The organism is Streptomyces sp. NPDC050732, from assembly GCF_040654255.1.
GTDB lineage: Bacteria > Actinomycetota > Actinomycetes > Streptomycetales > Streptomycetaceae > Streptomyces.
This window is the reverse complement of record NZ_JBFAHP010000018.1, coordinates 1-22,317: the sequence shown is the minus strand read 5'-3', so window position 1 is coordinate 22,317 and position 22,317 is coordinate 1. Positions and strand designations below refer to the sequence as shown.

Annotated in this window: 21 protein-coding genes and 1 riboswitch; of the genes, 10 read left to right on the top strand and 11 right to left on the bottom strand. The window is 71.2% G+C overall.

Features of this window, described 5'->3' with window-relative positions; genetic code table 11:
- Positions 1 to 46: 46 nt before the first annotated feature.
- Both AB0H82_RS18045 and AB0H82_RS18040 read right to left on the bottom strand, forming a co-directional pair.
- Positions 47 to 424, bottom strand: coding sequence for a VOC family protein (locus AB0H82_RS18045; RefSeq protein WP_362993766.1), 378 nt, complete (start codon positions 422 to 424; stop codon positions 47 to 49).
- Between the two features lie 146 nt (positions 425 to 570).
- Positions 571 to 1,146 (bottom strand): TerD family protein, encoded by a 576-nt coding sequence (locus AB0H82_RS18040; protein ID WP_098243324.1) that lies wholly within the window; start codon positions 1,144 to 1,146, stop codon positions 571 to 573.
- Between the two features lie 189 nt (positions 1,147 to 1,335).
- Between AB0H82_RS18040 and arfB the strand changes: the two genes are divergently transcribed.
- Entirely contained in the window at positions 1,336 to 1,764 is a 429-nt protein-coding gene (gene arfB, locus AB0H82_RS18035) for an alternative ribosome rescue aminoacyl-tRNA hydrolase ArfB (RefSeq protein WP_362993765.1), read from the top strand.
- A 180-nt stretch (positions 1,765 to 1,944) separates the two neighbouring features.
- Here arfB and AB0H82_RS18030 read toward each other — a convergent pair whose 3' ends face one another.
- A complete protein-coding gene (locus AB0H82_RS18030; protein ID WP_362994005.1) occupies positions 1,945 to 2,526 on the bottom strand; it encodes a flavin reductase family protein in 582 nt (193 codons plus the stop codon).
- Between the two features lie 374 nt (positions 2,527 to 2,900).
- Here AB0H82_RS18030 and cdgB point away from each other — a divergent pair, with 374 nt between their 5' ends.
- Together cdgB and AB0H82_RS18020 are read left to right on the top strand one after the other, a co-directional pair.
- Entirely contained in the window at positions 2,901 to 4,538 is a 1,638-nt protein-coding gene (gene cdgB, locus AB0H82_RS18025; RefSeq protein WP_362993763.1) for a diguanylate cyclase CdgB, read from the top strand.
- 87 nt (positions 4,539 to 4,625) lie between these two features.
- On the top strand, positions 4,626 to 5,612 hold the full coding sequence (locus AB0H82_RS18020) for a carbohydrate-binding protein (RefSeq protein ID WP_362993761.1): 987 nt from the start codon (positions 4,626 to 4,628) through the stop codon (positions 5,610 to 5,612).
- Positions 5,613 to 5,623: 11 nt separating this feature from the next.
- Here AB0H82_RS18020 and AB0H82_RS18015 read toward each other — a convergent pair whose 3' ends face one another.
- From AB0H82_RS18015 to AB0H82_RS17995, 5 genes are all read right to left on the bottom strand, one after another.
- Positions 5,624 to 6,472: a class II fructose-bisphosphate aldolase gene (locus tag AB0H82_RS18015; RefSeq protein ID WP_362993759.1), complete on the bottom strand. Its 849-nt coding sequence runs from the start codon at positions 6,470 to 6,472 to the stop codon at positions 5,624 to 5,626.
- 100 nt (positions 6,473 to 6,572) lie between these two features.
- On the bottom strand, positions 6,573 to 7,508 hold the full coding sequence (locus AB0H82_RS18010) for a 1-phosphofructokinase family hexose kinase (RefSeq protein ID WP_362993757.1): 936 nt from the start codon (positions 7,506 to 7,508) through the stop codon (positions 6,573 to 6,575).
- 156 nt (positions 7,509 to 7,664) lie between these two features.
- Positions 7,665 to 8,804, bottom strand: a complete 1,140-nt coding sequence (gene nagA / locus AB0H82_RS18005) for an N-acetylglucosamine-6-phosphate deacetylase (protein ID WP_362993755.1) — start codon at positions 8,802 to 8,804, stop codon at positions 7,665 to 7,667.
- Positions 8,804 to 9,754 carry an ROK family protein gene (locus tag AB0H82_RS18000; protein WP_362993753.1) on the bottom strand — a complete coding sequence of 317 codons (951 nt, stop codon included), beginning with the start codon at positions 9,752 to 9,754 and terminating at the stop codon, positions 8,804 to 8,806. Before AB0H82_RS18000 ends, nagA begins: the two co-directional genes overlap by 1 nt.
- 140 nt (positions 9,755 to 9,894) lie before the next feature.
- The gene (locus AB0H82_RS17995) at positions 9,895 to 10,788 is read right to left on the bottom strand and encodes a sugar isomerase (RefSeq protein ID WP_362993751.1); all 894 of its coding nucleotides are present in this window, start codon (positions 10,786 to 10,788) and stop codon (positions 9,895 to 9,897) included.
- Positions 10,789 to 11,013: 225 nt separating this feature from the next.
- Here AB0H82_RS17995 and AB0H82_RS17990 point away from each other — a divergent pair, with 225 nt between their 5' ends.
- From AB0H82_RS17990 to otsB, 3 genes are read left to right on the top strand one after another with little or no spacing between them, the layout of a single operon-like run.
- Positions 11,014 to 12,231, top strand: coding sequence for an extracellular solute-binding protein (locus tag AB0H82_RS17990; protein WP_362994003.1), 1,218 nt, complete (start codon positions 11,014 to 11,016; stop codon positions 12,229 to 12,231).
- A 10-nt stretch (positions 12,232 to 12,241) separates the two neighbouring features.
- Positions 12,242 to 12,496, top strand: a complete 255-nt coding sequence (locus tag AB0H82_RS17985; protein WP_362993749.1) for a DUF3263 domain-containing protein — start codon at positions 12,242 to 12,244, stop codon at positions 12,494 to 12,496.
- Positions 12,497 to 12,515: 19 nt separating this feature from the next.
- A complete protein-coding gene (gene otsB / locus AB0H82_RS17980) occupies positions 12,516 to 13,388 on the top strand; it encodes a trehalose-phosphatase (protein WP_362993747.1) in 873 nt (290 codons plus the stop codon).
- Positions 13,389 to 13,403: 15 nt separating this feature from the next.
- On the opposite strand, the gene AB0H82_RS17975 is transcribed toward otsB, so the two are convergent.
- Together AB0H82_RS17975 and AB0H82_RS17970 are read right to left on the bottom strand one after the other, a co-directional pair.
- Entirely contained in the window at positions 13,404 to 14,810 is a 1,407-nt protein-coding gene (locus AB0H82_RS17975; RefSeq protein WP_362993745.1) for a trehalose-6-phosphate synthase, read from the bottom strand.
- Between the two features lie 65 nt (positions 14,811 to 14,875).
- Entirely contained in the window at positions 14,876 to 15,820 is a 945-nt protein-coding gene (locus AB0H82_RS17970; RefSeq protein WP_362993743.1) for a glucosyl-3-phosphoglycerate synthase, read from the bottom strand.
- Positions 15,821 to 15,996: 176 nt separating this feature from the next.
- Positions 15,997 to 16,125: riboswitch (SAM riboswitch) on the top strand.
- Between AB0H82_RS17970 and thrC the strand changes: the two genes are divergently transcribed.
- The 4 genes from thrC (at position 16,119) to groL (ending at position 20,404) form a co-directional block, all read left to right on the top strand.
- Complete coding sequence (gene thrC / locus AB0H82_RS17965) at positions 16,119 to 17,438, top strand: threonine synthase (protein WP_362993741.1); 1,320 nt, start codon at positions 16,119 to 16,121, stop codon at positions 17,436 to 17,438. Its footprint overlaps the riboswitch before it by 7 nt.
- A gap of 119 nt (positions 17,439 to 17,557) precedes the next feature.
- Positions 17,558 to 17,833 (top strand): MoaD/ThiS family protein, encoded by a 276-nt coding sequence (locus tag AB0H82_RS17960; protein ID WP_150217764.1) that lies wholly within the window; start codon positions 17,558 to 17,560, stop codon positions 17,831 to 17,833.
- Between the two features lie 419 nt (positions 17,834 to 18,252).
- A complete protein-coding gene (locus AB0H82_RS17955) occupies positions 18,253 to 18,456 on the top strand; it encodes a cold-shock protein (RefSeq protein WP_005315736.1) in 204 nt (67 codons plus the stop codon).
- A gap of 322 nt (positions 18,457 to 18,778) precedes the next feature.
- Positions 18,779 to 20,404 (top strand): chaperonin GroEL, encoded by a 1,626-nt coding sequence (gene groL, locus AB0H82_RS17950; protein ID WP_076685541.1) that lies wholly within the window; start codon positions 18,779 to 18,781, stop codon positions 20,402 to 20,404.
- A gap of 103 nt (positions 20,405 to 20,507) precedes the next feature.
- Here groL and AB0H82_RS17945 read toward each other — a convergent pair whose 3' ends face one another.
- Complete coding sequence (locus tag AB0H82_RS17945; protein ID WP_362993738.1) at positions 20,508 to 21,818, bottom strand: hypothetical protein; 1,311 nt, start codon at positions 21,816 to 21,818, stop codon at positions 20,508 to 20,510.
- Positions 21,819 to 22,317 lie beyond the last annotated feature (499 nt).

The window sequence follows — 22,317 nt, the reverse complement described above, 5'->3', positions numbered from 1 at the left end:
CCAGCCGCCACACGGGTTACGGGACCGCCCCCGGCGAGGCCCCGGTTCAGTGGCGGACCAGACAGAACGGATGCCCGGCCGGGTCCGCGTAGACATGCCAGCCGGTGCCGCCGGTCTCCGCGTCCAGGAGGGTCGCGCCCGCCGCGAGGACCCCGGCGCGGGCCGCCTCCAGGTCGGGGACCTGGAGGTCCAGGTGGAACTGTTGCGGGGCGGTGGGGTCCTGCCGGCGGGGCGGTACGTGGTCGCGGGCGCGCTGGAAGGTGAGGACCTGGCCCGTGGGAGTGTGCAGGGTCGTCCAGTCGGGGCTGGTGGACCAGCGGGGGTCCGGGTGGTTCACCGTGCCGCCCAGGAGCTTCCGGTAGAACTCCGCAAGGGCCGTGGGGTCGGGGCAGTCCAGGACCACGCATTGCAGTTCGGCGATCATGGCGCAGAGCGTAGGGGAGCGCGGGTTGCCGGGCGCGGACGCCGGAGGGCCCCGGCGGTGTCACCGCCGGGGCCCTCCGGACTGCCGGTCGCGGCCGGCCGCGTCAGGTCGGACGGGGCTGGCCGGTCACGTCACATCACGTCACGTCAGACGTTCACACCGAAGTCCTGCGCGATGCCGACCAGGCCCGAGGCGTAGCCCTGGCCGACGGCGCGGAACTTCCACTCCGCGCCGTTGCGGTACAGCTCGCCGAAGACCATGGCGGTCTCGGTGGCGGCGTCCTCGGAGAGGTCGTAGCGCGCGATCTCCGCACCGCCGGCCTGGTTGAGGATGCGGATGAAGGCGTTCCGCACCTGGCCGAAGTTCTGCGAGCGGTTCTCGGCGTCGTAGATCGAGACCGGGAAGACGATCTTCTCGATGTCGGCCGGCAGACCCGCGAGGTTCACGTTGATCTGCTCGTCGTCGCCCTCGCCCTCACCCGTGACGTTGTCACCGGTGTGGACGATGGTCTGGTCCGGCGTCGCCTTGTTGTTGAAGAAGACGAAGTGCTGGTCCGAGAAGACCTTGCCCTGGGTGTTCACCGCGATCGCGGAGGCGTCCAGGTCGAAGTCGGTGCCAGTGGTGGTGCGGACGTCCCAGCCGAGGCCCACGGTGACGGCGGTCAGGCCCGGAGCCTCCTTGGTGAGCGAGACGTTGCCACCCTTGGACAGGCTTACTGCCATTGTTGGGAGTCCCTTCCCTCGTTGCATACGTACGGGCTTCGTACTGGGGACGAAGCTACCGTCACCCCTAACAACGCCGACCGGGGTCCCCAGGGTTCCGCATCGCTTTACTTTCTTTACTCGTGCCTTCTTTCGCCCCTGCCGGAAAAGCGTGTGACGTGAGCCCGACAGACGCGGGACCATGGAGGCATGTCCGGTCCCTATCCCATCCGCGGCTCCGTCTCCCTGCCCGAGGCCGAGCTCATGTGGCGTTTCTCGCGGTCGTCGGGGCCGGGCGGGCAGCACGTCAACACCAGTGACTCCCAGGTCGAGCTGCGGTTCGACCTCGCCGCCACCGAGGCGCTCCCCGAGGTGTGGAAGCAGCGCGCCCTGGAGCGGCTCGCGTCCCGGCTCGTCGACGGCGTCGTCAGCGTACGGGCGAGCGAGCACCGCTCCCAGTGGCGGAACAGGGAGATGGCGGCCACCCGGCTCGCATCCCTCCTCGCGGAGGCCACCGCGCCGCCGCCCAAGCCGCGCCGCGCCACGAAGGTTCCTCGCGGCATCAACGAACGGCGCCTCCGCAACAAGAAGGCGCGCAGCGAGACCAAGCGGGGGCGCTCGGGACAGGGCTGGGGCTAGCCCCGTGCGGGGCCGCGCCCCGTGCAGGGTGCGCCCCATAGGGGCGCGGGGAACTGCGCGAGCAACCACAGAAAAGCCGCAGTCGCATCTGCCGGGGTCTCGGCAGACGCGACTGCGGCCCGTCGCGGGCTGAGCGCGCAGTTCCCCGCGCCCCTGACGGGGCGCGCCCCCTGACAGGCGCTAGCCCAGCTGGCGGTAGCGGCCGCGGAAGTACAGGAGAGGGCCGCCCTCCCCACTGGGCAGCGACGCAGTCAGGACGCGGCCGATCACCAGCGTGTGATCGCCCGCCGTCACCGTCTGCTCCGTGCGGCACTCCAGCGTCGACAGCGCACCGCCGACCAACAGGGCGCCCGACGCGGCACCCCGCACGTACGGGATGTCCTCGAAGAGCAGCCGGTCGCTGATCCGGCCCTTCATCGCGAAGCGGCCCGCGATGTGCCGCTGGCTCTCCGAGAGGACCGACACCCCCCACAGGGGCTGCTCGGCGAGCAGGTCGTCCATCCGGGAGCCCTCGCGCAGGCTCACCATGACCAGGGGCGGGTCGAGGGAGACGGAGAGGAAGGCCGTGGCCGTCATGCCCACGTCCTCGCCCGCCGGCGCGGCCGGATCGTCCGGGTCCAGGCCGGGCTCGCGCGCCGTCACCAGGACCACGCCCGCGGCCAGGCGGGACATCGCCGCGCGGAACTCGTCGTTGCTCACCCCATCAGCATGCCCATCCTTCGACGGGACACGGGGGGAAGGCGGGGCCGGGAGAGTCTTCAGTACGTGAGCCACGACGTCGACGCTAGCCCGTGCGCCCTCCTCGAAACATCGGGCTCCGGTCCCAGACCGGTCCTAGGACCGGCGGCGGAGCCGCCCGCGGGAAACGACTCGGCAAAGTTGGCACGCGGTGCCGCCCGATGCGGTGGACTAGTCCAAGGGACTGGACCAACGGCGGCTTCTCACCTGTGACTTGAGTCACAGGACCCATATTTTGTTGACCCTGTGTACCGAGTGGGCAGCTCGCTGTGATTCAGTGACGGTGGCAATAAGACACTGAGGGCACAAAGGCACAAGGCACGGAAGACCACCACGGAAGAAACACTGCGGGCGCTGCGCATCCTGGAGTTGCTGTCGAGGTCTCGGGGAGAACGAGCATGGAGACCGAGTCGGAGCCGTACGTCCGTCTTGCGACCCTGCGGCAGCTGCACCAGGTGGTAGCGGAGCTGAACACGGCCCGGAGCCTGGCGGACACGCTGCAGACCGTCGCCGACGGCGTCGTCAACGGCCTTGGCTATGAACTGGCGTGTGTCAATCTCGTGCGCCCCGACGGCGATCTCGTCGTCGCCGCCTTCGCGGGCAACCCCTCCGCCGAGGCCCTCATCACCGGACGTGTCGGCTCCCGCGACGCCTGGGAGCGCCGCCTCGCGATGGGTGAGGCGTGGGGCGCGCTGCGCTTCATCTCGCACACCGAGGGCTGGGTCCTCGACGACGACGACGTCCCGCAGTGGTACACGGAAGGGCCCGAGCCCCGCTTCGAGGACGAGTGGCACCCCTCCGACCGCCTCTTCGCCCCCATGTACGCGACCGGGGCGGCCGGCGGCGAACTGCTCGGCGTGATCTCCGTGGACCGGCCGCGCAACGGCCGCAGGCCCGGCGCCTGGGGCCGCGAGGCCCTCCAGATGTACGCGTTCCAGGCCGCCATCGCGATCAGCAACGCGCGGCTCAGGGCCAACATGCAGCGCGCCCTGGTCCGCCTGGAGCGGGAGCAGCAGGCGCTGCGGGCCAGCGAGGAGAGCTTCCGGCAGGCCTTCGAGTACGCCCCCTCCGGCATGGCCATCGCCGAGATGGGCGGCGACCAGCACGGCCGGATCCTGCGGACCAACGACGCGCTCTGTCGCCTCCTGGGACGCCCCGCCTCCGCCATGCGGCGCTATTCGTTCTCCGACCTCGTGCACCCCGAGGACATCGGGACGCTCCTGCGCACCTCCGCCGAGGGCGGCCGCGCCGAGCTGCGGCTCGCACGGCGCGACGGGACGTACGTGTGGGTGAGCCTGCGCAACTCCGTGGTCGCCGACGCCGCCGACGGGCCCCGCTTCCTGCTCACGCACGTCGAGGACATCGAGGAGCGCAAGCGCCGCGAGCTGCAGCTCGCCCACCGGGCCAGCCACGACTCCCTCACCGGCCTGCCCAACTCCGCCGAGCTGCGCGCCCGCCTCAGCGCCCGCCTCTGCCGCAGGCCCCACGCGGGCCGGCCCAGCGCGGTGGACTCCCTCGACGCCGCCTACGAACACGGCTTCGACTTCGGGCACGCCTCGCTCCAGCAGGACGAGGGCTTCGACCCGCACGTCCACACCGTCGCCCCGCCGGGCGGCGAGGGGGACGTGGACGACGGCACCAAGGGGCTCGCCGTCCTCTTCTGCGACCTCGACGGCTTCAAGTCCATCAACGACCGGTTCGGGCACCACACCGGTGACGCCGTCCTCATCGAGGTGGCGCGCAGGCTCACCAGCGGGGTGCGGGACGGGGACACGGTGGCGCGGCTCGGCGGCGACGAGTTCGTCGTGCTCGCCGACGGGCTCGGCCGCGCCGACGCCCAGGACCTCGCGGTCCGCCTGCGGAACGCGATCATCCCGCCGATCCGGGTCGACGGCAGAGCGGTCCGTGTAGGGGCCAGTTTCGGCATCGGCTGGGCGCACTGCGGGATGTCGGCCGACGAAGTGTTGCACTCCGCTGACCAGCGGATGTACGTGGAGAAACGCTCACGTGCCAAGCAGCACCGCCGGGCCGGATAGCGGTTGCGATGAGGTCAAGGCCACCCCTTGGGCTCACTCGGACCGGGTAGGCTCCCCGCGTCAGCGATGTAAGGGAGTGACCTGGGAATGACGCCCGGCAATAACGGCGAGAACACGCCGAGCGCGCCGCAGGGCGACGACGATCCGTTCGGCTACCTCTACGAGGACGGACAGGCGGCCGGCGCGACCCCGCCCAGCGGTGGCGGCGGCTACGGATACCCGGGGCCCCGGTCCTCGTACAACCAGGTCAGAGCGGTCGGCGACCGCCGCCCCGCCTACGGGCAGCAGACGTACGGCCAGCAGACCTACGGCCAGCAGGTGCCGCAGCAGGCCCAGCAGTCCTACGGCCGGCCGAACGCCCACTACACCGCCCCCGAGGCGCAGCCCGGCGGCGCCCCCGTGACGCAGCCCATGCAGCCGGCGAACGGCGGCGGGCGCGGGCGCGGCCCCAACACGAAGGGGCTGCTGATCGCCGCCCTCGCCGTGGTGGCCGTGGTCGCCATCGGCATCGGCGCCGTGATGATCTTCGGCCGCGGCGACGACGACAAGGGCGGCGACCCGCAGGCGGGCGGCAAGCCGACGCAGGCGGAGTCCGTCAAGCCCAGCGAGAAGCCGAGCAAGAAGCCCGAGAAGCCGGCCGAGCTGCCCAAGACGGACGCGAAGGCCCTGAAGCTGGAGGGCGGCACGACCACGGCGTCCGACGTCGAAGGCGCCAAGGCGTCCGGCGGGGTCTACGTGGCCGGGTTCGACAAGGTCGGCGCCCAGGTGACGTGGACGGTCAACGGCATCCCCAAGGCCGGCGCGTACAAGCTGTGGGTGAACTACGGAGTGCCCGGCAAGAACTCCAACGCCACCATCCTCGTCAACGGCAACAAGCAGACCCGTCCCCTGAACATGGAGAACTTCTCCCACGCCGAGGAAGGCGACTGGGAGAAGGGCTGGACCCACACCTGGGCGCTGGTCCAGCTCACCAAGGGCACCAACACGGTCACGCTCACCTGCGCCCAGAGCGACCTGTGCGGCACGACCGGGGCGAACATCGACCAGATGTGGCTCATGGAGACCGGTAGTTAACCCCCCTGGGGCTACTTCAGCAGCCCCAGGAACCCCGCCACCGTCCCGGCCATCGCCTCGCGAGCCGGGACGAGGTATTTCCGGGGGTCCACGCCCTTCTCGTGAGCGTCGAGGTACGCGCGGACCTCGCCCGTGAACGCCGTGTTGAGGGCCGTGCCGACGTTGACCTTCACCATGCCGGACGCGATGGCCCGGCGGATCTCCGCGTCCGGTACGCCACTTGAGCCGTGCAGCACGAGGGGGACGGGCACGGCCGCCGCGAGGGAGGCGATCAACTCGTGGTCCAGGGTGGCCGTGCGCTCCGTCATCGCGTGCGAGGAGCCCACGGCCACCGCGAGCGCGTCGACGCCGGTGTCGGCGACGTAGGCGGCCGCCTCCGCCGGGTCCGTGCGCACCCCGGGCGCGTGCGCGTCCAGCGGGGCCTCGCCCTCCTTGCCGCCCACCTCACCGAGCTCCGCCTCGACCCAGATGCCGCGCTCGTGCCCCCAGCGGACCGCGTCCGCCGTCGCCTTCACGTTCTCGCCGTACGACAGCTTCGACGCGTCGAACATGACGGAACTGAAGCCCTCCGGGTGCGCGGCCCGCAGCAGCTCGACGTCCGTCACGTGGTCCAGGTGGAGGGAGAGGCGGGCCGTCGACGCGTGGGCCACCGCCGCCGTCGCCGCCGCTATGGCCGAGAGGCGGCCGCCGTGGAACTTCACGGCGTTCTCGGAGATCTGGAGAACCGCGGGGGACCCGGCCCGCTCGGCACCGAGCGCGATCGCCTCCGCGTGCTCCAGGGTGATGACGTTGAACGCGGCGACGCCGTGACCCGCGGCGCGCGCCTCCGCGACGAGTTCGCCGGTGCTGACCAGTGGCACGGTGCTCCCCAATTCCCGGGGCGCTGCGCCCCGTTGTGCGGTGCGAGATGCGGTTCTGCGATCAGGTGCGATGGTGCGCGCCGCCGGGGCAGCGGTGGGTTCAGGCTGCCGCGGCCTGGGCGGTCACCGTGACCCGGGGCAGCAGTTCTTCGTACGTGGAGGGGTCGAACTCGCCCGCCACCGGCGCCACCACCGTCGCCGCCGACAGCGCCACCGCGCGGGCCAGGCGGTCGGGCCACGGCAGCTTCTCGGCGAGCCCGGAGAGGAGCCCCGCGACCGCCGAGTCGCCGGCGCCGGTCGGGTTGCCGCGCACCCGCTTCGGGGGCCGGGCGCGCCAGCCGCCGTCCGGGGTGACCGCGAGGAGGCCGTCGGCGCCGAGCGAGGCGACGACGGCGTGCGCGCCCCTGCGGCGGGCGTCACGGGTGGCCTGCGCCGGCTCGTGGGAGCCGGTCAGCTCGGCGAGCTCGTCGGCGTTGGGCTTGACGATGTCGGGGCGGGCGGCGACGCCGCGGCGCAGTGGTTCCCCGCTGGTGTCGAGCAGGACGGGGACGCGGGCGGCGCGGGCGGCGCGTATGAGCAGGGCGTACGCGCCGACGGGGACGCCGGGGGGCAGGCTGCCGCAGAGGGCGACCGCGGCCAGGTCGCCGCGGTGCAGCGACTCCTCGTAGGAGTCCAGGAAGGCGGCCCACTCGGCGGGGGTGACGGTCGGGCCCGGCTCGTTGAGCTGGGTGGTGTCGCCGGTCGCCGCGTCGACCACGGCGAGGGTGCGGCGGGTGGTGCCCGCGACCGGGGCGAGCGCGTCCGTGACGCGCGGCTCCGCGGCGAGGCGCTCGCGCAGGGTGCGGCCGGTGTCGCCGCCGGCGAAGCCGGTGACCGTCACGTCGTGGCCGAGGGCGGCGAGCACGCGGGCGACGTTCAGTCCCTTGCCGCCCGGGCGTTCGACGACCTCGGTGACGCGGTGCGTGGTGTGCGGGACGAGGGCGGGGACGCGGTAGGTGAGGTCGAGGGCCGCGTTCAGCGTGACGGTGAGGATCACGCGTACCACCCCCGAAGTGCCTGTCCGAACGTGCTCGCCGTTCGCCTCTCTTGGGCTCTGATCATGCCAAACAGAAGGCGGTTGGCCCAGGGGGGAGGGCCGACCGCCTTCTGTTCGGGACAAGCGAACGGGTGGTGAAATCACCCGAGTCGGGGCTTAAAAGGGTTCAACCACCCATTCGCCCTTCCGCATGACGCCCTTCACGTCGAAGGCCGAGTCCAGGACCACCAGGTCCGCGTCCTTGCCCGGCTCCAGGGAGCCCACCCGGTCGTCCAGACCGAGGAGCCGGGCCGGATTGGCGGAGATCGCGCGGACGGTGTCCTCGACGGAGAGGCCGTCGACGGTCACCGAGCGCTTGAACGCGCGGTCCAGGGTCAGTGTGGAGCCTGCGATCGAGCCGCCCTCGACGAGCCGCGCCACGCTGTCCTTCACCTCGACCTCCAGCGGGCCGAGCATGTAGCGGCCGTCGCCGAAGCCCGCCGCGTCCATGGCGTCCGTGATGAGGGCGACGCGGGAGGCGCCCGCGTGGTGGAAGGCCAGTTCGAAGGCGGCCGGGTGCAGGTGGGTGCCGTCGTTGATCAGCTCGACGGTGACCCGCTCGTCCTCCAGGAGCGCGGCGATCGGGCCCGGGGCGCGGTGGCCGAGGCCCGGCATGGCGTTGAAGAGGTGGGTGGCGACGGTGGCGCCCGCGTCGATCGCCTCGACGGTCTGCTCGTACGTCGCGTCCGTGTGGCCGATGGCCGCGATGACGCCGTGCTCGGCGAGGAGCCGCACGGAGTCGAGGCCGCCCGGCAGCTCGGTGGCGAGCGTGCACATCTTCGCCCTGCCGCGGGCCGCGTCGAGGAGCTTGCGGACGTCGGCGGGGTCGGGGTGGCGCAGCAGGCCCTCGCTGTGCGCGCCCTTGCGGCACGGCGAGATGAACGGGCCCTCGAAGTGGATGCCCGCGATGTCGCCCTGCTCGGCGAGCTCGGAGAGCACGCCGGCCCGCTGGGCGAGGAAGTCCATCTCGCCGGTGACGGTCGAGGCGACGACGGTCGTGGTGCCGTGCAGGCGGTGGGTGTGGACGCCCTTCAGGACGTCCTCGACCGTGCCCGAGGTGAAGGAGGCGCCGCCGCCGCCGTGGTTGTGGAGGTCGACGAAGCCGGGGACGACCCAGTGGCCGGTGAGGTCGAGGGTCTCGCCGTCCCTGGGAGGGCTCCCCGCGATGCGGGTGCCGTCGACGATCACGCGGCCGTTCGGGACGGTTCCGGTGGGCAGCACCACCTGGGCACCGGCGAGAACCTTGCTAGTGGCCATCAGGTGGCTACCTCCGTGGGATGGGTTTTCGTTTGGAGCAGGTCCCAGGCCAGCAGGCCCGCGCCCAGGCACCCGGCGGTGTCGCCGAGGGCCGCGGGCATGATCTCCGGCAGCGTCTGGAACTGCACGACGCGCGCCGCGACGGCGGCCCGCAACGGCGTGAACAAGGTTTCCCCGGCCTCCGCGAGACCGCCACCGATGATCAGGGTGTGCGGGTCCAGCAGGGTGAGGGCGGTGAGCAGGCCGTCGGCCAGGGCGTCGACGGCGTTCCGCCAGACCTCCTGGGCCCTCGGGTCGCCGGACTCCACGGCCTTCGCGCAGTCCGCGGCGTCCGCCTCCGGGTCGCCGCTCGCCTCGGCCCACGCCCTGCTGACCGCGGACGCGGACGCGAGGCGCTCCAGGCAGCCGCGCTGGCCGCAGCCGCAGGGCGGGCCGCCCGGGCGTACGACGATGTGCCCGATCTCGCCGGCCGAGCCGTGGGCGCCGGGCTCGATGACGCCGCCGATGCCGATGGCACCGGCGATGCCGGTCCCCAGCGGCACGAACAGGAACCGGTCCGCGCCCTTCCCCGCCCCTATGCGGCCCTCGGCGAGGCCGCCCGTGCGGACGTCGTGGCCCAGGGCCACGGGGATGCCCTCCAGGCGGGCGCTGAGGAGGTCCCGCAGGGGGACGTCGCTCCACCCGAGGTTGGCCGCGTACACGGCCACGCCCCGCCCGGCGTCGACGATGCCGGGCACGGCGACTCCCGCCGCGGCGGCGGGCTCCCCGAACCGCTCGACGCCGTGGGCGCGCAGATCCGCGGCGAAGCCGAGGATGGACTCGACGACGGCGTCGGCGCCGCGCTCGCGTCCCGTGGGCCTGCGCGCCTCGTACAGCAGGGTGCCGTCGCCCCCGACCAGGGCGGCCTTCATTCCGGTGCCGCCCACATCGAGGGCGATGACGTGTCTCACGGGGAACAGTCTCGCGCGTCGTCCGTGACAGGTCTAGTCCACTTCACTCTCCCGTGCCGGGAGGACGATCCTTTTCACCGCACCTGTCCGCTTGTGGGGCCATCGGGGGCTGACGGCGCCACCGAGGCGGCCCGCCGGCCTCAGCTCAGGATCACGCTGCGCGTGAGGTTGCGGGGGCGGTCCGGGTCCTGGCCGTGGGATTCCGCCAGGGCCACCGCCAGGCGCTGGGCGCGGACGAGGTCGGCGAGGGGGTCCGTCTCCTGGCGGGCGACCAGTTCGCCGCCGACGCGGGCCACGTCCCCCGCGAGCCCCTCCGGCAGCGTCCCGAACATCCAGGCCACCCGGCCGGGGCCGGTAATGGAGATGGGACCGTGGCGGTACTCCATCGCCGGGTACGCCTCCGTCCAGGCGCCGGCCGCCTCCCGCATCTTGAGGGCGGCCTCCAGGGCCAGGCCGTACGTCCAGCCGCGGCCCAGGAACGTCCACTGCTCCGCGCCGAGCACCGCCGCCGGGAGCGGCTCGGTCACCGCGAGCTCCGCGTCGACGGCCGCCTCGGCCACCGTCTTGAGGCCGGGGATGTGGCCGAGTCCGGCCCGCAGGAAGGCGAAGGCCGTCGTCGCGAAGCGGGTCTGGACGACCGACTCCTCGTCCGCCCAGTCCAGGACCGCCACGGTGTCCGCCGCGTCCATGACGGGGGTCTTCGGGTCGGCGGTGAGGGCGACCGTCGGGACCGTGCCCTTGAGGCGGGTCAGCAGGTCCAGGACCTCCGTCGTCGTGCCCGAGCGGGTGATGGCCACGACCCGGTCGTACGTCCGCCCGGCCGGGAACTCCGACGACGCGAAGGCGTCCGTCTCGCCCAGACCGGCCGCCTCACGCAGCGCCGCGTACGCGATGGCCATGAACCACGAGGTGCCGCAGCCGGTGACGGCGACCCGCTCACCCGGCCGCGGAAGCCCCTCGAACGTGGCGGCCGCCTCCACCGCCCGGCGCCAGCAGGCGGGCTGGGTGGCTATTTCTGCTGCGGTACGCGACATGCGCCGGTGCTCCTCGTCAGTGCGGGACTGGTGCGGGACTGGTGCGGAACTCCCGCCATGGTCATCGGCGGGACCGCCGTTGCACAAGTGATACGCGGGTGGTGTAGACCTTGTGTCCGGACTCGGGGGAAACTCGCAGTTCAAGCGGATTGTGGAAGCAACGAGGGTGGGACAGCTGTGCAGCGGCGCGTGACAGGACTGACCGCGGCGGTGGCCGCACTGGGCATGGCGGGCGTGCTCGCCGGCTGCGGCGGTCCCGGCGACTCCGGCGACGTCACCCTCAAGCTGGTGGCCGCCGACTACGGCGACTCGGCGGCGAACAGCTCGAAGAAGTACTGGGCCAAGGTCGTCGAGGGGTTCGAGAAGGAGAACCCCGGCATCAAGGTCGACGTGACCGTTCACTCCTGGAACGACGTCGACCGCGAGGTCAAGGAGATGGTCAAGAAGGGCGAGGCCCCCGACCTGGCCCAGATCGGCGCCTACGCCGACTACGCCGCGCAGGGCAAGCTCTACGAGGCCGACGAGCTCCTCTCCATCGCCACACAGGCCGACTTCCTGGCGCCGCTCTCGCAGGCCGGCGAGGTCAACCGCATCCAGTACGGCATGCCGTTCGCCTCCTCCACGCGTCTGCTCTTCTACAACACCAAGCTCTTCAAGGACGCCCACCTCACTCCGCCGCAGAGCTGGAGCGAGCTGCAGGCCGACGCGAAGGCCCTCAAGGCGCGCGGCGTGAAGATCCCGTACGCGCTGCCGCTGGGCCCCGAGGAGGCGCCCGCCGAGACGCTGATGTGGATGCTGAGCGGCGGCGGCGGCTACACCGACAACGTCGGTTCGTACGCCCTCGACTCCGACCAGAACGCCAAGACGTTCGCCTGGCTCAGGGACGAACTCGTCGGCAAGGGCCTGACCGGGCCGAAGCCGCCCGCCGAGCTGAACCGCGCCGAGGCGTTCGCGGCGTTCTCGCGCGGCGAGGTCGGCATGCTCAACGGCCACCCGACGCTCATGAAGATGGCCGCCAAGAAGGGCGTGAAGTTCGGCATGGTGCCGGCGCCCGGCATCAACGGCAAGGCGCAGGCCACGATGGGCGTCGCCGACTGGATGATGGCGTTCAAGCAGAACGGTCACCGCAAGGAGGCCGGCAAGTTCCTGGACTACGTCTACAGCAAGAAGAACGTGCTGGAGTTCTCGAACGAGTACGACATCCTGCCCGTGACGACCTCCGCGTCGCAGGCGATGGCGAAGGACCGCGGCCACACCGCGCTCGGCAAGTTCCTCAAGGAACTCCCCACCTCGGAGCTCTACCCGGTGGGCAAGACGTCCTGGGCGCAGGTCTCCGCGGACATCAAGAAGGACATCGGCAGGACCGTCGGCGAGGGCGGCGACCCCAAGTCGGTGCTCAGCCGGATCCAGACCCGGGCGATGACCGCGGAGAACGCGGAGTAGCGTGGCGGGCATGACCGATCAGGAGCCGGCTGAGGGGCCGGACGGCCTCTCCGAGCGGGACCGCGCGGTGCTCGCCCTCGAACGGCGGCCGTGGCCGGGCCCGGGCGCCAAGGAGCGCGCCATCCGCGAGGAGCTCGGCATGGTGCCGGTGCGCTACTACCAGGTCCTGAACGCCCTCCTGGACGACGCGCGGGCCCTCGCCCACGACCCGATTACGGTCAATCGGCTGCGCCGGGTGCGGGAGTCCCGGCGCGCCGAGCGCTGACGCCGATAAGGTCGGGCCCATGGGTGACCCTACGTACTCGCTGTCGGACCTGCCCGAGCCGCCCGGCCTGCCCGAGCCCGTGACGCCCGCGGGGCGCGACGGCCTCGCCGCGTTCCTCGCCCGGCCGGACCGCGCCGTGGTGGCGCTGGACTTCGACGGGACGCTCGCCCCGATCGTGCCCGATCCCGAACAGGCGCGCGCCCACCCGGACGCCGCTCCGGTGCTCGCCGCGCTCGCCCCCCGCCTGCGGTCCGTGGCGGTCGTCACGGGCCGCCCCGCGGGCGTCGCCGTCCGCTACGGCGGCTTCGCGGGCGTGCCGGGCCTGGAGCACCTCGTGGTCCTCGGGCACTACGGCGCCGAGCGCTGGGACGCCGTCACCGGCACGGTCCGCGCCGCCGAGCCGCACCCCGGGGTCGCGGCCGTGCGCGCCGAGCTGCCCGGCTTCCTGGACGGGATCGGCGCCTGGCGCGGCTCGTGGATAGAGGAGAAGGGCCGCGCCGTCGCCGTGCACACGCGCCGGGCGCAGGACCCGCAGGCGGCCTTCGATGCGCTGCGCGAGCCGCTCGGCGAGCTGGCGCACCGGCACGGCCTGATCGTCGAGCCGGGCCGCCTCGTCCTTGAACTGCGGCCGCCCGGCATGGACAAGGGCGTGGCCCTCGCCGAGTACCTGCGCGAGGTGGGCGCCGAGTCCGTCCTCTACGCGGGCGACGACCTCGGCGACCTGCCCGCCTTCGGCGCCGTGGAGAAGCTCCGCTCGGACGGTGTCGCGGGCCTGCTCGTGTGCAGCGGCAGCGCGGAGGTCAAGGAGCTGGCCGGGCGGGCCGACCTGGTCGTGGACGGCCCGCAGGGTGTCGTACGACTGCTGTCGGCGATCACCGCCCGGCTGCCCTGACCGGACCCCTGGGGGTCAGCCGGTGAGCGCCCGCAGCTGGTCCAGGAACCACTGCGCGGGCGGCAGCGCCGTCGCCGCCGCCGCGAGGCGCTTCGTGCGCTCGGCGCGCTCCTCCGGCGGCATCAGGAGGGCCGTGTGCAGGGCCTCCGCCGTGGCCGTGATGTCGAAGGGGTTCACGGAGAGCGCGTCGTCGCCGAGCTCCTCGTGGGCGCCCGCCTCCCGCGAGAGGACCAGCGCGCAGCCCTCGTCGGAGACGACGGGGACCTCCTTCGCGACGAGGTTCATGCCGTCGCGGATGGGGTTGACCAGGGCCACGTCCGCCATGCGGTAGGCCGCGAGTGAGCGCGCGAAGTCGTCCTTGACGTGCAGGACCACCGGGGTCCAGCCGTCCGTCCCGTACGTGGCGTTGATGTCGTCGGCGACCCGGGAGACCTCCGCGGTGTAGTCGCGGTAGACCACCAGGTCCTGCCGGGACGGGTAGGCGAAGGCGACGTGCACGACGCGCTCGCGCCACTCGGGGTGGGTGTCGAGCAGCTCGCGGTAGGCGTGCAGGCCCCGCACGATGTTCTTGGACAGCTCCGTCCGGTCCACCCGGACGATCAGCTTCCGGTCCTCGCCTTCGTGGCTGCCCGCCTGCTCCCGCAGCGCCCGCATCCGCTCCTCGACGTCGTCGCGCCGCGACCGCTCCCGCAGGAAGTCGGCGTCGGCACCGAGCCCGTGCACCCCGATCCGGGTGCCGGAGGTCCCGCCGACGAGCCGCACGCAGCACTCCGTGAACGCGTCCGCCCACCGCCCGGTGAGGAACCCGAGCCGGTCGGCGCCGAGCATCCCGCGCAGCAGCTGCTCGGCCACGTCGTCCGGCAGCATCCGGAAGTAGTCGGCGGGCGCCCACGGGGTGTGCGAGAAGTGGCCGATGCGCAGGTCCTCGCGGAGCTCCCGCAGCATGCCCGGCACCAGCGCCAGGTGGTAGTCCTGCACCAGGACGGCCGCCCCGGGACCCGCCTCCTCGGCGAGCGCCTCGGCGAACGCCCGGTTGTACGTCTCGTACGCCGCCCACTGTGCGCGGAACTCCGGTCCGAAGACCGGTTCCAACGGCGTCTGGTAGAGCAGGTGGTGGACGAACCACAGCACCGAGTTCGCGATGCCGTTGTACGCGTCCGCGTGGACGTCCGCGTCGATGTCCAGCATCCGTACGCCCGGTTCCCCGACGCCGCGCCGCACCGCCTCGCGGTCGCCGTCGCCGAGCGCCGCGCACACCCACAGGGCGTCCGCCTCGTCGCCGATGGCGCTGAGCCCGGAGACCAGGCCGCCGCCGCCACGCCTGGCGGTCAGCTCACCGTCCTCTCCGACGGTGTACGAGACGGGGCCGCGGTTGGACGCGACGAGTACCTGTGCTGCTGACGAACCGTGCTCGGAGACCATGTGGCAAAACGTAGCCCGGTTCGGGGCCGGGCAAACGTGCGACCGGACCCCGCCCGTCCGGACGGTCACGCCACGCGGCGGTGCGCGTACTCGGCGATGCCGCTCATCGGCGGCCGCTCCTCCGTGTCGACCGCGTACGTCCGCGGCACGAAGCCGTGCTCACCCCTCTCGAACTGCGTGAGCTCGGGACGTACGAGATGCCCGCGCGCGAGCCGCAGCTGTGCCGTCCGGTAGATCGCCGCCGCCATCCGCCCGAGCGCCTGCCCGTCCTGGTGCCGGTGCTTGCGCACCCCCACGTCGACCTGCGCCAGCGCGTCCAGGCCGACCGTGTGCAGCGCGTCGACGAGCAGGCCGAGCTCCACGCCGTACCCGACGGGGAACGGCAGCCGCTCCAAAAGCGACCTGCGGGCCGCGTACTCGCCGCCGAGCGGCTGGACGAACCCCGCCAGCTGCGGCCAGTGCATGTTGAGCAGCGGCCGCGCCATCAGCTCCGTCACCCGGCCGCCCTGCCCCGCCGCCGTGCCGAGCGGCCGGTCGTACATCGCCTTCACGAAGGCCACGTCCGGGTCGGTGAGCAGCGGGCCCACTATCCCCGAGACGAAGTCCGCGGAGAACTCCCGCAGATCCGCGTCGACGAACGCGACGATGTCACCGCTCGTCACCAGCAGCGAGCGCCACAGCACCTCGCCCTTGCCGGGCACCGCCGGAACGCGCGGCAGGATCTCGTCGCGGCGAACGACCTTCGCGCCCGCCGCCGCGGCGACCTCCGCCGTCCGGTCCGTCGAACCGGAGTCGACCACCACGAGCTCGTCGACCAGCGGGACCTTCTCCATCAGCTCGCGGCGTATCTCGGCGACGATCTCGCCGACCGTCCCCTCCTCGTCGAGCGCGGGCAGCACGACGCTCACCGAGGCGCCGCCGGCACGCTTGGCGTCGGCAAGCCGGTCCTGCGGCCGGTCGGCGACCGACCAGGAACGCCTGCTGAGCCAGCGCTCGACCTCTTCCAGCACGGTCGCGGTCCTCCCATGGGTGATCGATGAGGTGATCGATGTGATCCATCTCGCGGTTCGGACGACTATCTCAAGGGTCCGGGGCTTCGGTTACAGTCTTGAACAACGCCCGGGACCATCGCATGTCGGGGTCACCGTCGCGTTGAGATGAACAACTGAAACCCATAATCGAAAACCGCTCATCCAGAGGGGCAGAGGGAAACGGCCCGTTGAAGCCCCGGCAACCCTCCCGCCGACCGCGAGGTCACGGTGGGGAAGGTGCCAATTCCGTCTCGCGGCGAGATGCGTCGCGAGGAAGATGAGGAGAAAGGGCCTCGCCTCCATGGCTGTGCAGACTGTCGCCACCGAAAGCACCACCCCTTCCGTCGACCTCGGACCCGCCTCCGGCCTCTCCTGCCGTGAGTGCGGCACCACGTTCCCGCTCGGCCCGATCTTCGCCTGCGCCGAGTGTTTCGGCCCCCTCGAAGTCGCGTACGACCTGCCCCTCGGCGACCCGGAAGCCCTCCGCAAGCAGATCGAGGCCGGCCCCGCCAACATCTGGCGCTACGCCCCGCTGCTCCCCGTCCCCGCCGACGTGGCCGACAAGCCGAACCTGAACCCCGGCTGGACCCAGCTCGTCAAGGCCGACAACCTCGCCCGTGAACTCGGCGCCCAGCAGGGCAAGTTGTTCGTCAAGGACGACTCCGGCAACCCCACGCACTCCTTCAAGGACCGCGTCGTCGCACAGGCCCTCGAAGCGGCACGCGCCTTCGGGTTCACCACGCTTTCCTGCTCCTCCACCGGCAACCTCGCGGGCGCCGTCGGCGCCGCCGCCGCCCGCGCCGGCTTCCGCTCCTGCGTGTTCATCCCGCACGACCTGGAGCAGGGCAAGGTCGTCATGGCCGCGGTCTACGGCGGCGAACTCGTCGGCATCGAGGGCAACTACGACGACGTGAACCGCTTCTGCTCCGAGCTCATCGGCGACCCGCTGGGCGAGGGCTGGGGCTTCGTCAACGTCAACCTGCGGCCGTACTACGGCGAGGGCTCCAAGACCCTCGCGTACGAGATCTGCGAGCAGCTCGGCTGGGAGCTGCCCGACCAGCTCGTCATCCCGATCGCCTCCGGCTCACAGCTCACGAAGATCGACAAGGGTCTGAAGGAGCTCATCGCCCTCGGCCTGGTGGCCGACAAGCCGTACAAGATCTTCGGCGCGCAGGCCGAGGGCTGCTCGCCGGTCTCGACCGCCTTCAAGGCCGGCCACGACGTCGTACGCCCCCAGAAGCCGAACACCATCGCCAAGTCGCTGGCCATCGGCAACCCCGCCGACGGGCCGTACGTCCTGGACATCGCGCGCCGCACGGGCGGGGCGGTGGAGGACGTCAACGACGAGCAGGTCGTCGAGGCGATCAAGCTTCTCGCCCGCACGGAAGGGATCTTCGCGGAGACGGCGGGGGGTGTGACGGTGGGCGTCACGAAAAAGCTTTTCGAGGTGGGGCTTCTTGACCCGGCCCTCACCACGGTTGTCCTGAACACCGGGGACGGTCTGAAGACGCTTGACGCTGTTGCCGAGACGTCTCAGGCGACGGCGACGATCAAGCCGAGCCTCGACGCGTTCCGTGCCGCGGGGCTCGCCGACTAGTCGCCGTAGGGCCCGCGGTCCGCTGTCGACCGCGGGTCGTGGTCCGTCCTCGCGCAGTTCCCCGCGCCCCTGGAGGGGCGCGCCACCTGATCGCCCCCTGAATCACCGAGGTGAACTCCATGAGCGTCAACGTCCGTATCCCCACCATTCTGCGCACCTACACCGGCGGCAAGGCCGAGGTCGCCGCCGAGGGGGCGAACCTGGGTGAGGTCATCGCCGACCTGGAGAAGAACCACACCGGGATCGCCGCCCGCGTCCTGGACGACCAGGGCAAGCTGCGCCGCTTCGTCAACGTGTACGTGAACGACGACGACGTCCGCTTCGAGCAGGGCCTGGAGACGGCCACGCCGGACGGCGCGGGCGTCTCGATCATTCCCGCCGTCGCCGGCGGCTGAACTTTCCGCAAGCACCCTGCGTCATTCGAATTGCCCCCTCCGCGAGAGAAACGGAGGGGGCAATTCAGCTTGGTTGAGCGCGGTACAGTTGGGAAGCGTGCTTCGCCGTGAGTGCCGAGTGCATATACGAAGTCGGCCCGGAGCCGACAAGAAGTAGCCAAAGCGCACTGCCCATTCGAGCCTTATGTGCCTTTTGCCTGGCCCGACTTGCCCTGAATTCCGGTGAATTCTCCGCATATTACCGATCGGGCGCGCCCAGAATTCTCGTCCGATTGACCTGTTGCAGACGGCAGTTGGACAGATACATTCAGCGGCGGTCGACGCGTTCCGGCGCACACCCCCAACCAGTGGGGGGTGAGGTCTGACCCGGGTCCGCGAAGTGCGGTCCTGTGCAAGGGCCAGTAATAGGGGAGTTAGGCATGGCTCAGGGCACCGTCAAGTGGTTCAACGCGGAGAAGGGGTACGGCTTCATCGCGGTCGACGGTGGTGCGGATGTTTTCGTCCACTACAGCGCGATCCAGATGGACGGCTACCGCACCCTTGAAGAAGGTCAGCGAGTCGAGTTCGAGATCTCGCAGGGCCAGAAGGGTCCGCAGGCGGACATGGTCAAGCTCGCCGTCTAGCTCGGCGCGATCGACCACCGAAGCAAGCATCGCGAGGGGCTCGTATCCCACCTGGGGTACGGGCCCCTCGTGTGCGTCCGCGCCTGCGTCCGTGCTCCCGCGCGCGGGGTGGATCTGGCGGGAGCACCTTGCACTCGTGGGGGTCGAGTGCTAATCATTGGGCTTAGCACTCTCCCAGTGAGAGTGACAGAACTTGGATCGGGTCGGTGAGGTCCGCAGGCCGCGTGGGGCAAGGAACCACACGGCAAGCAGTCCGTCCGTCGCGGGCACCAGCACGGTCCGTTTGCTTGCTTTTCCACCCCGTCCGGGAGGACCACTTCACATGGCCAAGATCATCGCGTTCGACGAGGAGGCACGGCGCGGCCTCGAGCGCGGCATGAACCAGCTCGCCGACGCCGTCAAGGTGACCCTGGGCCCCAAGGGTCGCAACGTCGTCCTCGAGAAGAAGTGGGGCGCCCCCACGATCACCAACGATGGTGTTTCCATCGCCAAGGAGATCGAGCTCGAGGACCCGTACGAGAAGATCGGCGCCGAGCTGGTCAAGGAGGTCGCGAAGAAGACGGACGACGTCGCCGGTGACGGCACGACGACCGCGACCGTCCTGGCCCAGGCCCTGGTGCGCGAGGGTCTGCGCAACGTGGCCGCCGGCGCCAACCCGATGGCTCTGAAGCGCGGCATCGAGAAGGCCGTCGAGGCGGTCTCCGGCGCCCTCCTTGAGCAGGCGAAGGATGTCGAGACCAAGGAGCAGATCGCTTCGACGGCCTCCATCTCCGCCGCCGACACCCAGATCGGCGAGCTCATCGCCGAGGCCATGGACAAGGTCGGCAAGGAAGGCGTCATCACCGTCGAGGAGTCCCAGACCTTCGGTCTGGAGCTGGAGCTCACCGAGGGTATGCGCTTCGACAAGGGCTACATCTCGGCGTACTTCGCCACCGACATGGAGCGTATGGAGGCGTCGCTCGACGACCCGTACATCCTGATCGTCAACTCCAAGATCTCCAACGTGAAGGACCTCCTTCCGCTCCTGGAGAAGGTCATGCAGTCGGGCAAGCCGCTGCTGATCATCGCGGAGGACGTCGAGGGCGAGGCGCTGTCCACGCTCGTCGTCAACAAGATCCGTGGCACCTTCAAGTCCGTCGCCGTCAAGGCCCCGGGCTTCGGTGACCGCCGCAAGGCCATGCTCGGCGACATCGCCATCCTCACCGGTGGCACCGTCATCTCCGAGGAGGTCGGCCTCAAGCTGGAGAACGCCGGTCTCGACCTGCTCGGCCGCGCCCGCAAGGTCGTCATCACCAAGGACGAGACGACCATCGTCGACGGTGCCGGTGACAGCGACCAGGTCCAGGGCCGCGTCAACCAGATCCGCGCCGAGATCGAGAACAGCGACTCGGACTACGACCGCGAGAAGCTCCAGGAGCGCCTGGCGAAGCTCGCGGGCGGCGTGGCCGTCATCAAGGCCGGTGCCGCGACCGAGGTCGAGCTCAAGGAGCGCAAGCACCGCATCGAGGACGCCGTTCGCAACGCGAAGGCGGCCGTCGAGGAGGGCATCGTCGCCGGTGGTGGCGTGGCCCTGCTGCAGGCCTCCCAGGTCTTCGAGAAGCTGGAGCTGGACGGCGACGAGGCCACCGGTGCCGCCGCTGTGAAGCTGGCCCTTGAGGCCCCGCTGAAGCAGATCGCGGTCAACGCCGGCCTTGAGGGCGGTGTCGTCGTCGAGAAGGTGCGCAACCTGACCGTCGGCCACGGCCTGAACGCCGCGACCGGTGAGTACGTCGACATGATCGCCGAGGGCATCCTCGACCCGGCGAAGGTGACGCGCTCTGCCCTGCAGAACGCCGCCTCCATCGCTGCGCTGTTCCTCACCACCGAGGCCGTCATCGCCGACAAGCCGGAGAAGGCGGGCGCTGCCCCGGCCGGCGGCGGCATGCCGGGCGGTGACATGGACTTCTGATCGACCTCTGGTTGATCACTGTCCTCACGTACCGAGGGCGGCACCCCTTCTCAGGAAGAGGTGCCGCCCTCGGGCGTTTCCCGGACTTCCCGGGCTTCCCGGGTTACGGCAGGCGGTCCAGGATCCAGCTGCAGAGTTCCTCGGTCACGAGGGTGTGGCCCTCGTTCCGGGAGGCGCAGAGGAATTCGTCCAGCTCGCTCTCCTCCTCGGCGGCGGCCGTGACCGGCGCGTACAGCTTCTCGTGGGTGTCGATGTCGCGCAGGGCGATCGCGCTGACCGTCGGCACGAAGCAGTGCTCGCGGAAGTCCGCCTCGGAGCCGAGGCCGATCAGCGCGGGAATCTTGTTCAGCTCGTCGGCGAGGATGCCGAAGCCCTCCAGGGTGCCGCCCGGCGCGCCGTCGATCTCGGGCAGGCCCGTGGTGCGGATGCGCGGCCTGCGCAGGGTCACCACCCGCAGCTGGGCGACGAGCTGGTCCTCGCCCGCGGACTGCGTGTACAGGTGGGTGCCGGTGATCGCCAGGCCCTTGCCGTGGAAGGCCTGCTCGCCGGCCGGGATGCCGTTGCTCTCGCCGATGCGGGAGCCGTTGGCCACACCGATCTTCTTCGGCCGCGAGGGCCAGCGGCCCACCCGGTCCAGCTCGGCGAGGAAGGTGCCGCGCTCCTTGTCCGTCTCGGGGGTGTCGCCCCACTCGCTGATGTGCTGCCAGAGCAGCTGGCGGGCGGCCGGACTGTTCATCTGGTTCGAGAACGCCGCGTTGAGGCGCCGGATGTAGTGCGCGAACGACTGGAGCGCGATGGGTATCCAGGCGCCGCGGTGCGGGCTGTCGTACGAGAAGTACAGGGCGGTCTGGTGGTCGTTCTCGCCCGTACCGCCGTCGTGCTCCATCTTGGCGAGCGCGTACCGCGTGACGAGCCCACCCATGCTGAACCCGCCGACCGTCAGCGGGTGATCGCCGTTGCGCCGCGCGATGGTTTCCAGGATCGCGGCCCTGGCGACCTCGGCGTTCTCCAGGATCGACGCGCTCCGCTCGTCGAAGCCGAGCAGGATGACGTCGTAGCCGCGCTGCCGCAGCGCGCTGATGAACGGGTACGGGCCGCGCTCCAGGATCTCCCAGGAGAAGTCCAGCTCGCTCGGCCCGCTGTTGAAGCCGTCGCCGAGGACGACGGGCCGCGTCAGGCCCTTCGTCCGGTCGGCGAGGTACACCCAGGCGGTGCCGCCGGGCAGCGTCCACTCGTCGTCGGGCTGCGGGGCGGCGGCGGGGGCCTCGCGGGCCTCGCGCGGGCCCGGGGCCAGGGTGATACGGGCAGCCGACCCGATCGCCTCGGCCACCTCCCGCTCGTCCATCTCCTGAAGGTCGGGCTGGGTCGGCTGCTCGGGCTGATGCGGCTGGTCGGGTTGGTTGCGCTTGGTCATGGGGCCCTCCGGTCGTGCGATACGAATGCGGATGCGAATCCGAATACGAATGCGGATGCGGATGCGGATGCGGTGACGGGGACGGTGACAGTGACACCCACCTGGTCATGACGTTCGGTGCCATCTTTGATACGACGGGTAGTCACCGACACCCGCTCGCGGCAATCGGCACCTAGGCCGGGGGCCTTTCGGACAGGAGGAGTTCGGCCGCGTACGCGTGTGACGCGTGGGGCTGGGCGCCTTGGCCTGGGGCGTACGGGGGTTCCTTGCCGCCACGCCCTGGCGGGGCGGCGGCGCGTCGGCCAACTCGACGCGCCCTTGGCTCCCGCCGGGAGCGGCAACTCTGTCGCGAAGCCGACCAGGGGGAGGGGGGAGACTTCGGTGGACCGGTGCCTTCGATGGTCACCGGGGCCGCCCGGTTTTTTGCGGAGTGTGGCGCCTCCGGGCCGGCAGTAAAGGGCGCTCCTGCGTCGCGTCGGCTCCGCCGATTCCGCTCCGC

What these genes read in the sequence shown, in the direction of transcription:
- nagA (WP_362993755.1), bottom strand. Translation starts at nt 8,804, where the DNA reads ATGGCCACTAGCAAGGTTCTCGCCGGTGCCCAGGTGGTGCTGCCCACC.
- otsB (WP_362993747.1), top strand. Translation starts at nt 12,516, where the DNA reads ATGGGTGACCCTACGTACTCGCTGTCGGACCTGCCCGAGCCGCCCGGC.
- AB0H82_RS17960 (WP_150217764.1), top strand. Translation starts at nt 17,558, where the DNA reads ATGAGCGTCAACGTCCGTATCCCCACCATTCTGCGCACCTACACCGGC.
- AB0H82_RS17945 (WP_362993738.1), bottom strand. Translation starts at nt 21,818, where the DNA reads ATGACCAAGCGCAACCAACCCGACCAGCCGCATCAGCCCGAGCAGCCG.
- AB0H82_RS17985 (WP_362993749.1), top strand. Translation starts at nt 12,242, where the DNA reads ATGACCGATCAGGAGCCGGCTGAGGGGCCGGACGGCCTCTCCGAGCGG.
- AB0H82_RS17995 (WP_362993751.1), bottom strand. Translation starts at nt 10,788, where the DNA reads ATGTCGCGTACCGCAGCAGAAATAGCCACCCAGCCCGCCTGCTGGCGC.
- thrC (WP_362993741.1), top strand. Translation starts at nt 16,119, where the DNA reads ATGAGGAGAAAGGGCCTCGCCTCCATGGCTGTGCAGACTGTCGCCACC.
- AB0H82_RS17975 (WP_362993745.1), bottom strand. Translation starts at nt 14,810, where the DNA reads ATGGTCTCCGAGCACGGTTCGTCAGCAGCACAGGTACTCGTCGCGTCC.
- AB0H82_RS17990 (WP_362994003.1), top strand. Translation starts at nt 11,014, where the DNA reads ATGGCGGGCGTGCTCGCCGGCTGCGGCGGTCCCGGCGACTCCGGCGAC.
- groL (WP_076685541.1), top strand. Translation starts at nt 18,779, where the DNA reads ATGGCCAAGATCATCGCGTTCGACGAGGAGGCACGGCGCGGCCTCGAG.
- cdgB (WP_362993763.1), top strand. Translation starts at nt 2,901, where the DNA reads ATGGAGACCGAGTCGGAGCCGTACGTCCGTCTTGCGACCCTGCGGCAG.
- AB0H82_RS17955 (WP_005315736.1), top strand. Translation starts at nt 18,253, where the DNA reads ATGGCTCAGGGCACCGTCAAGTGGTTCAACGCGGAGAAGGGGTACGGC.
- AB0H82_RS18045 (WP_362993766.1), bottom strand. Translation starts at nt 424, where the DNA reads ATGATCGCCGAACTGCAATGCGTGGTCCTGGACTGCCCCGACCCCACG.
- AB0H82_RS18040 (WP_098243324.1), bottom strand. Translation starts at nt 1,146, where the DNA reads ATGGCAGTAAGCCTGTCCAAGGGTGGCAACGTCTCGCTCACCAAGGAG.
- arfB (WP_362993765.1), top strand. Translation starts at nt 1,336, where the DNA reads ATGTCCGGTCCCTATCCCATCCGCGGCTCCGTCTCCCTGCCCGAGGCC.
- AB0H82_RS18020 (WP_362993761.1), top strand. Translation starts at nt 4,626, where the DNA reads ATGACGCCCGGCAATAACGGCGAGAACACGCCGAGCGCGCCGCAGGGC.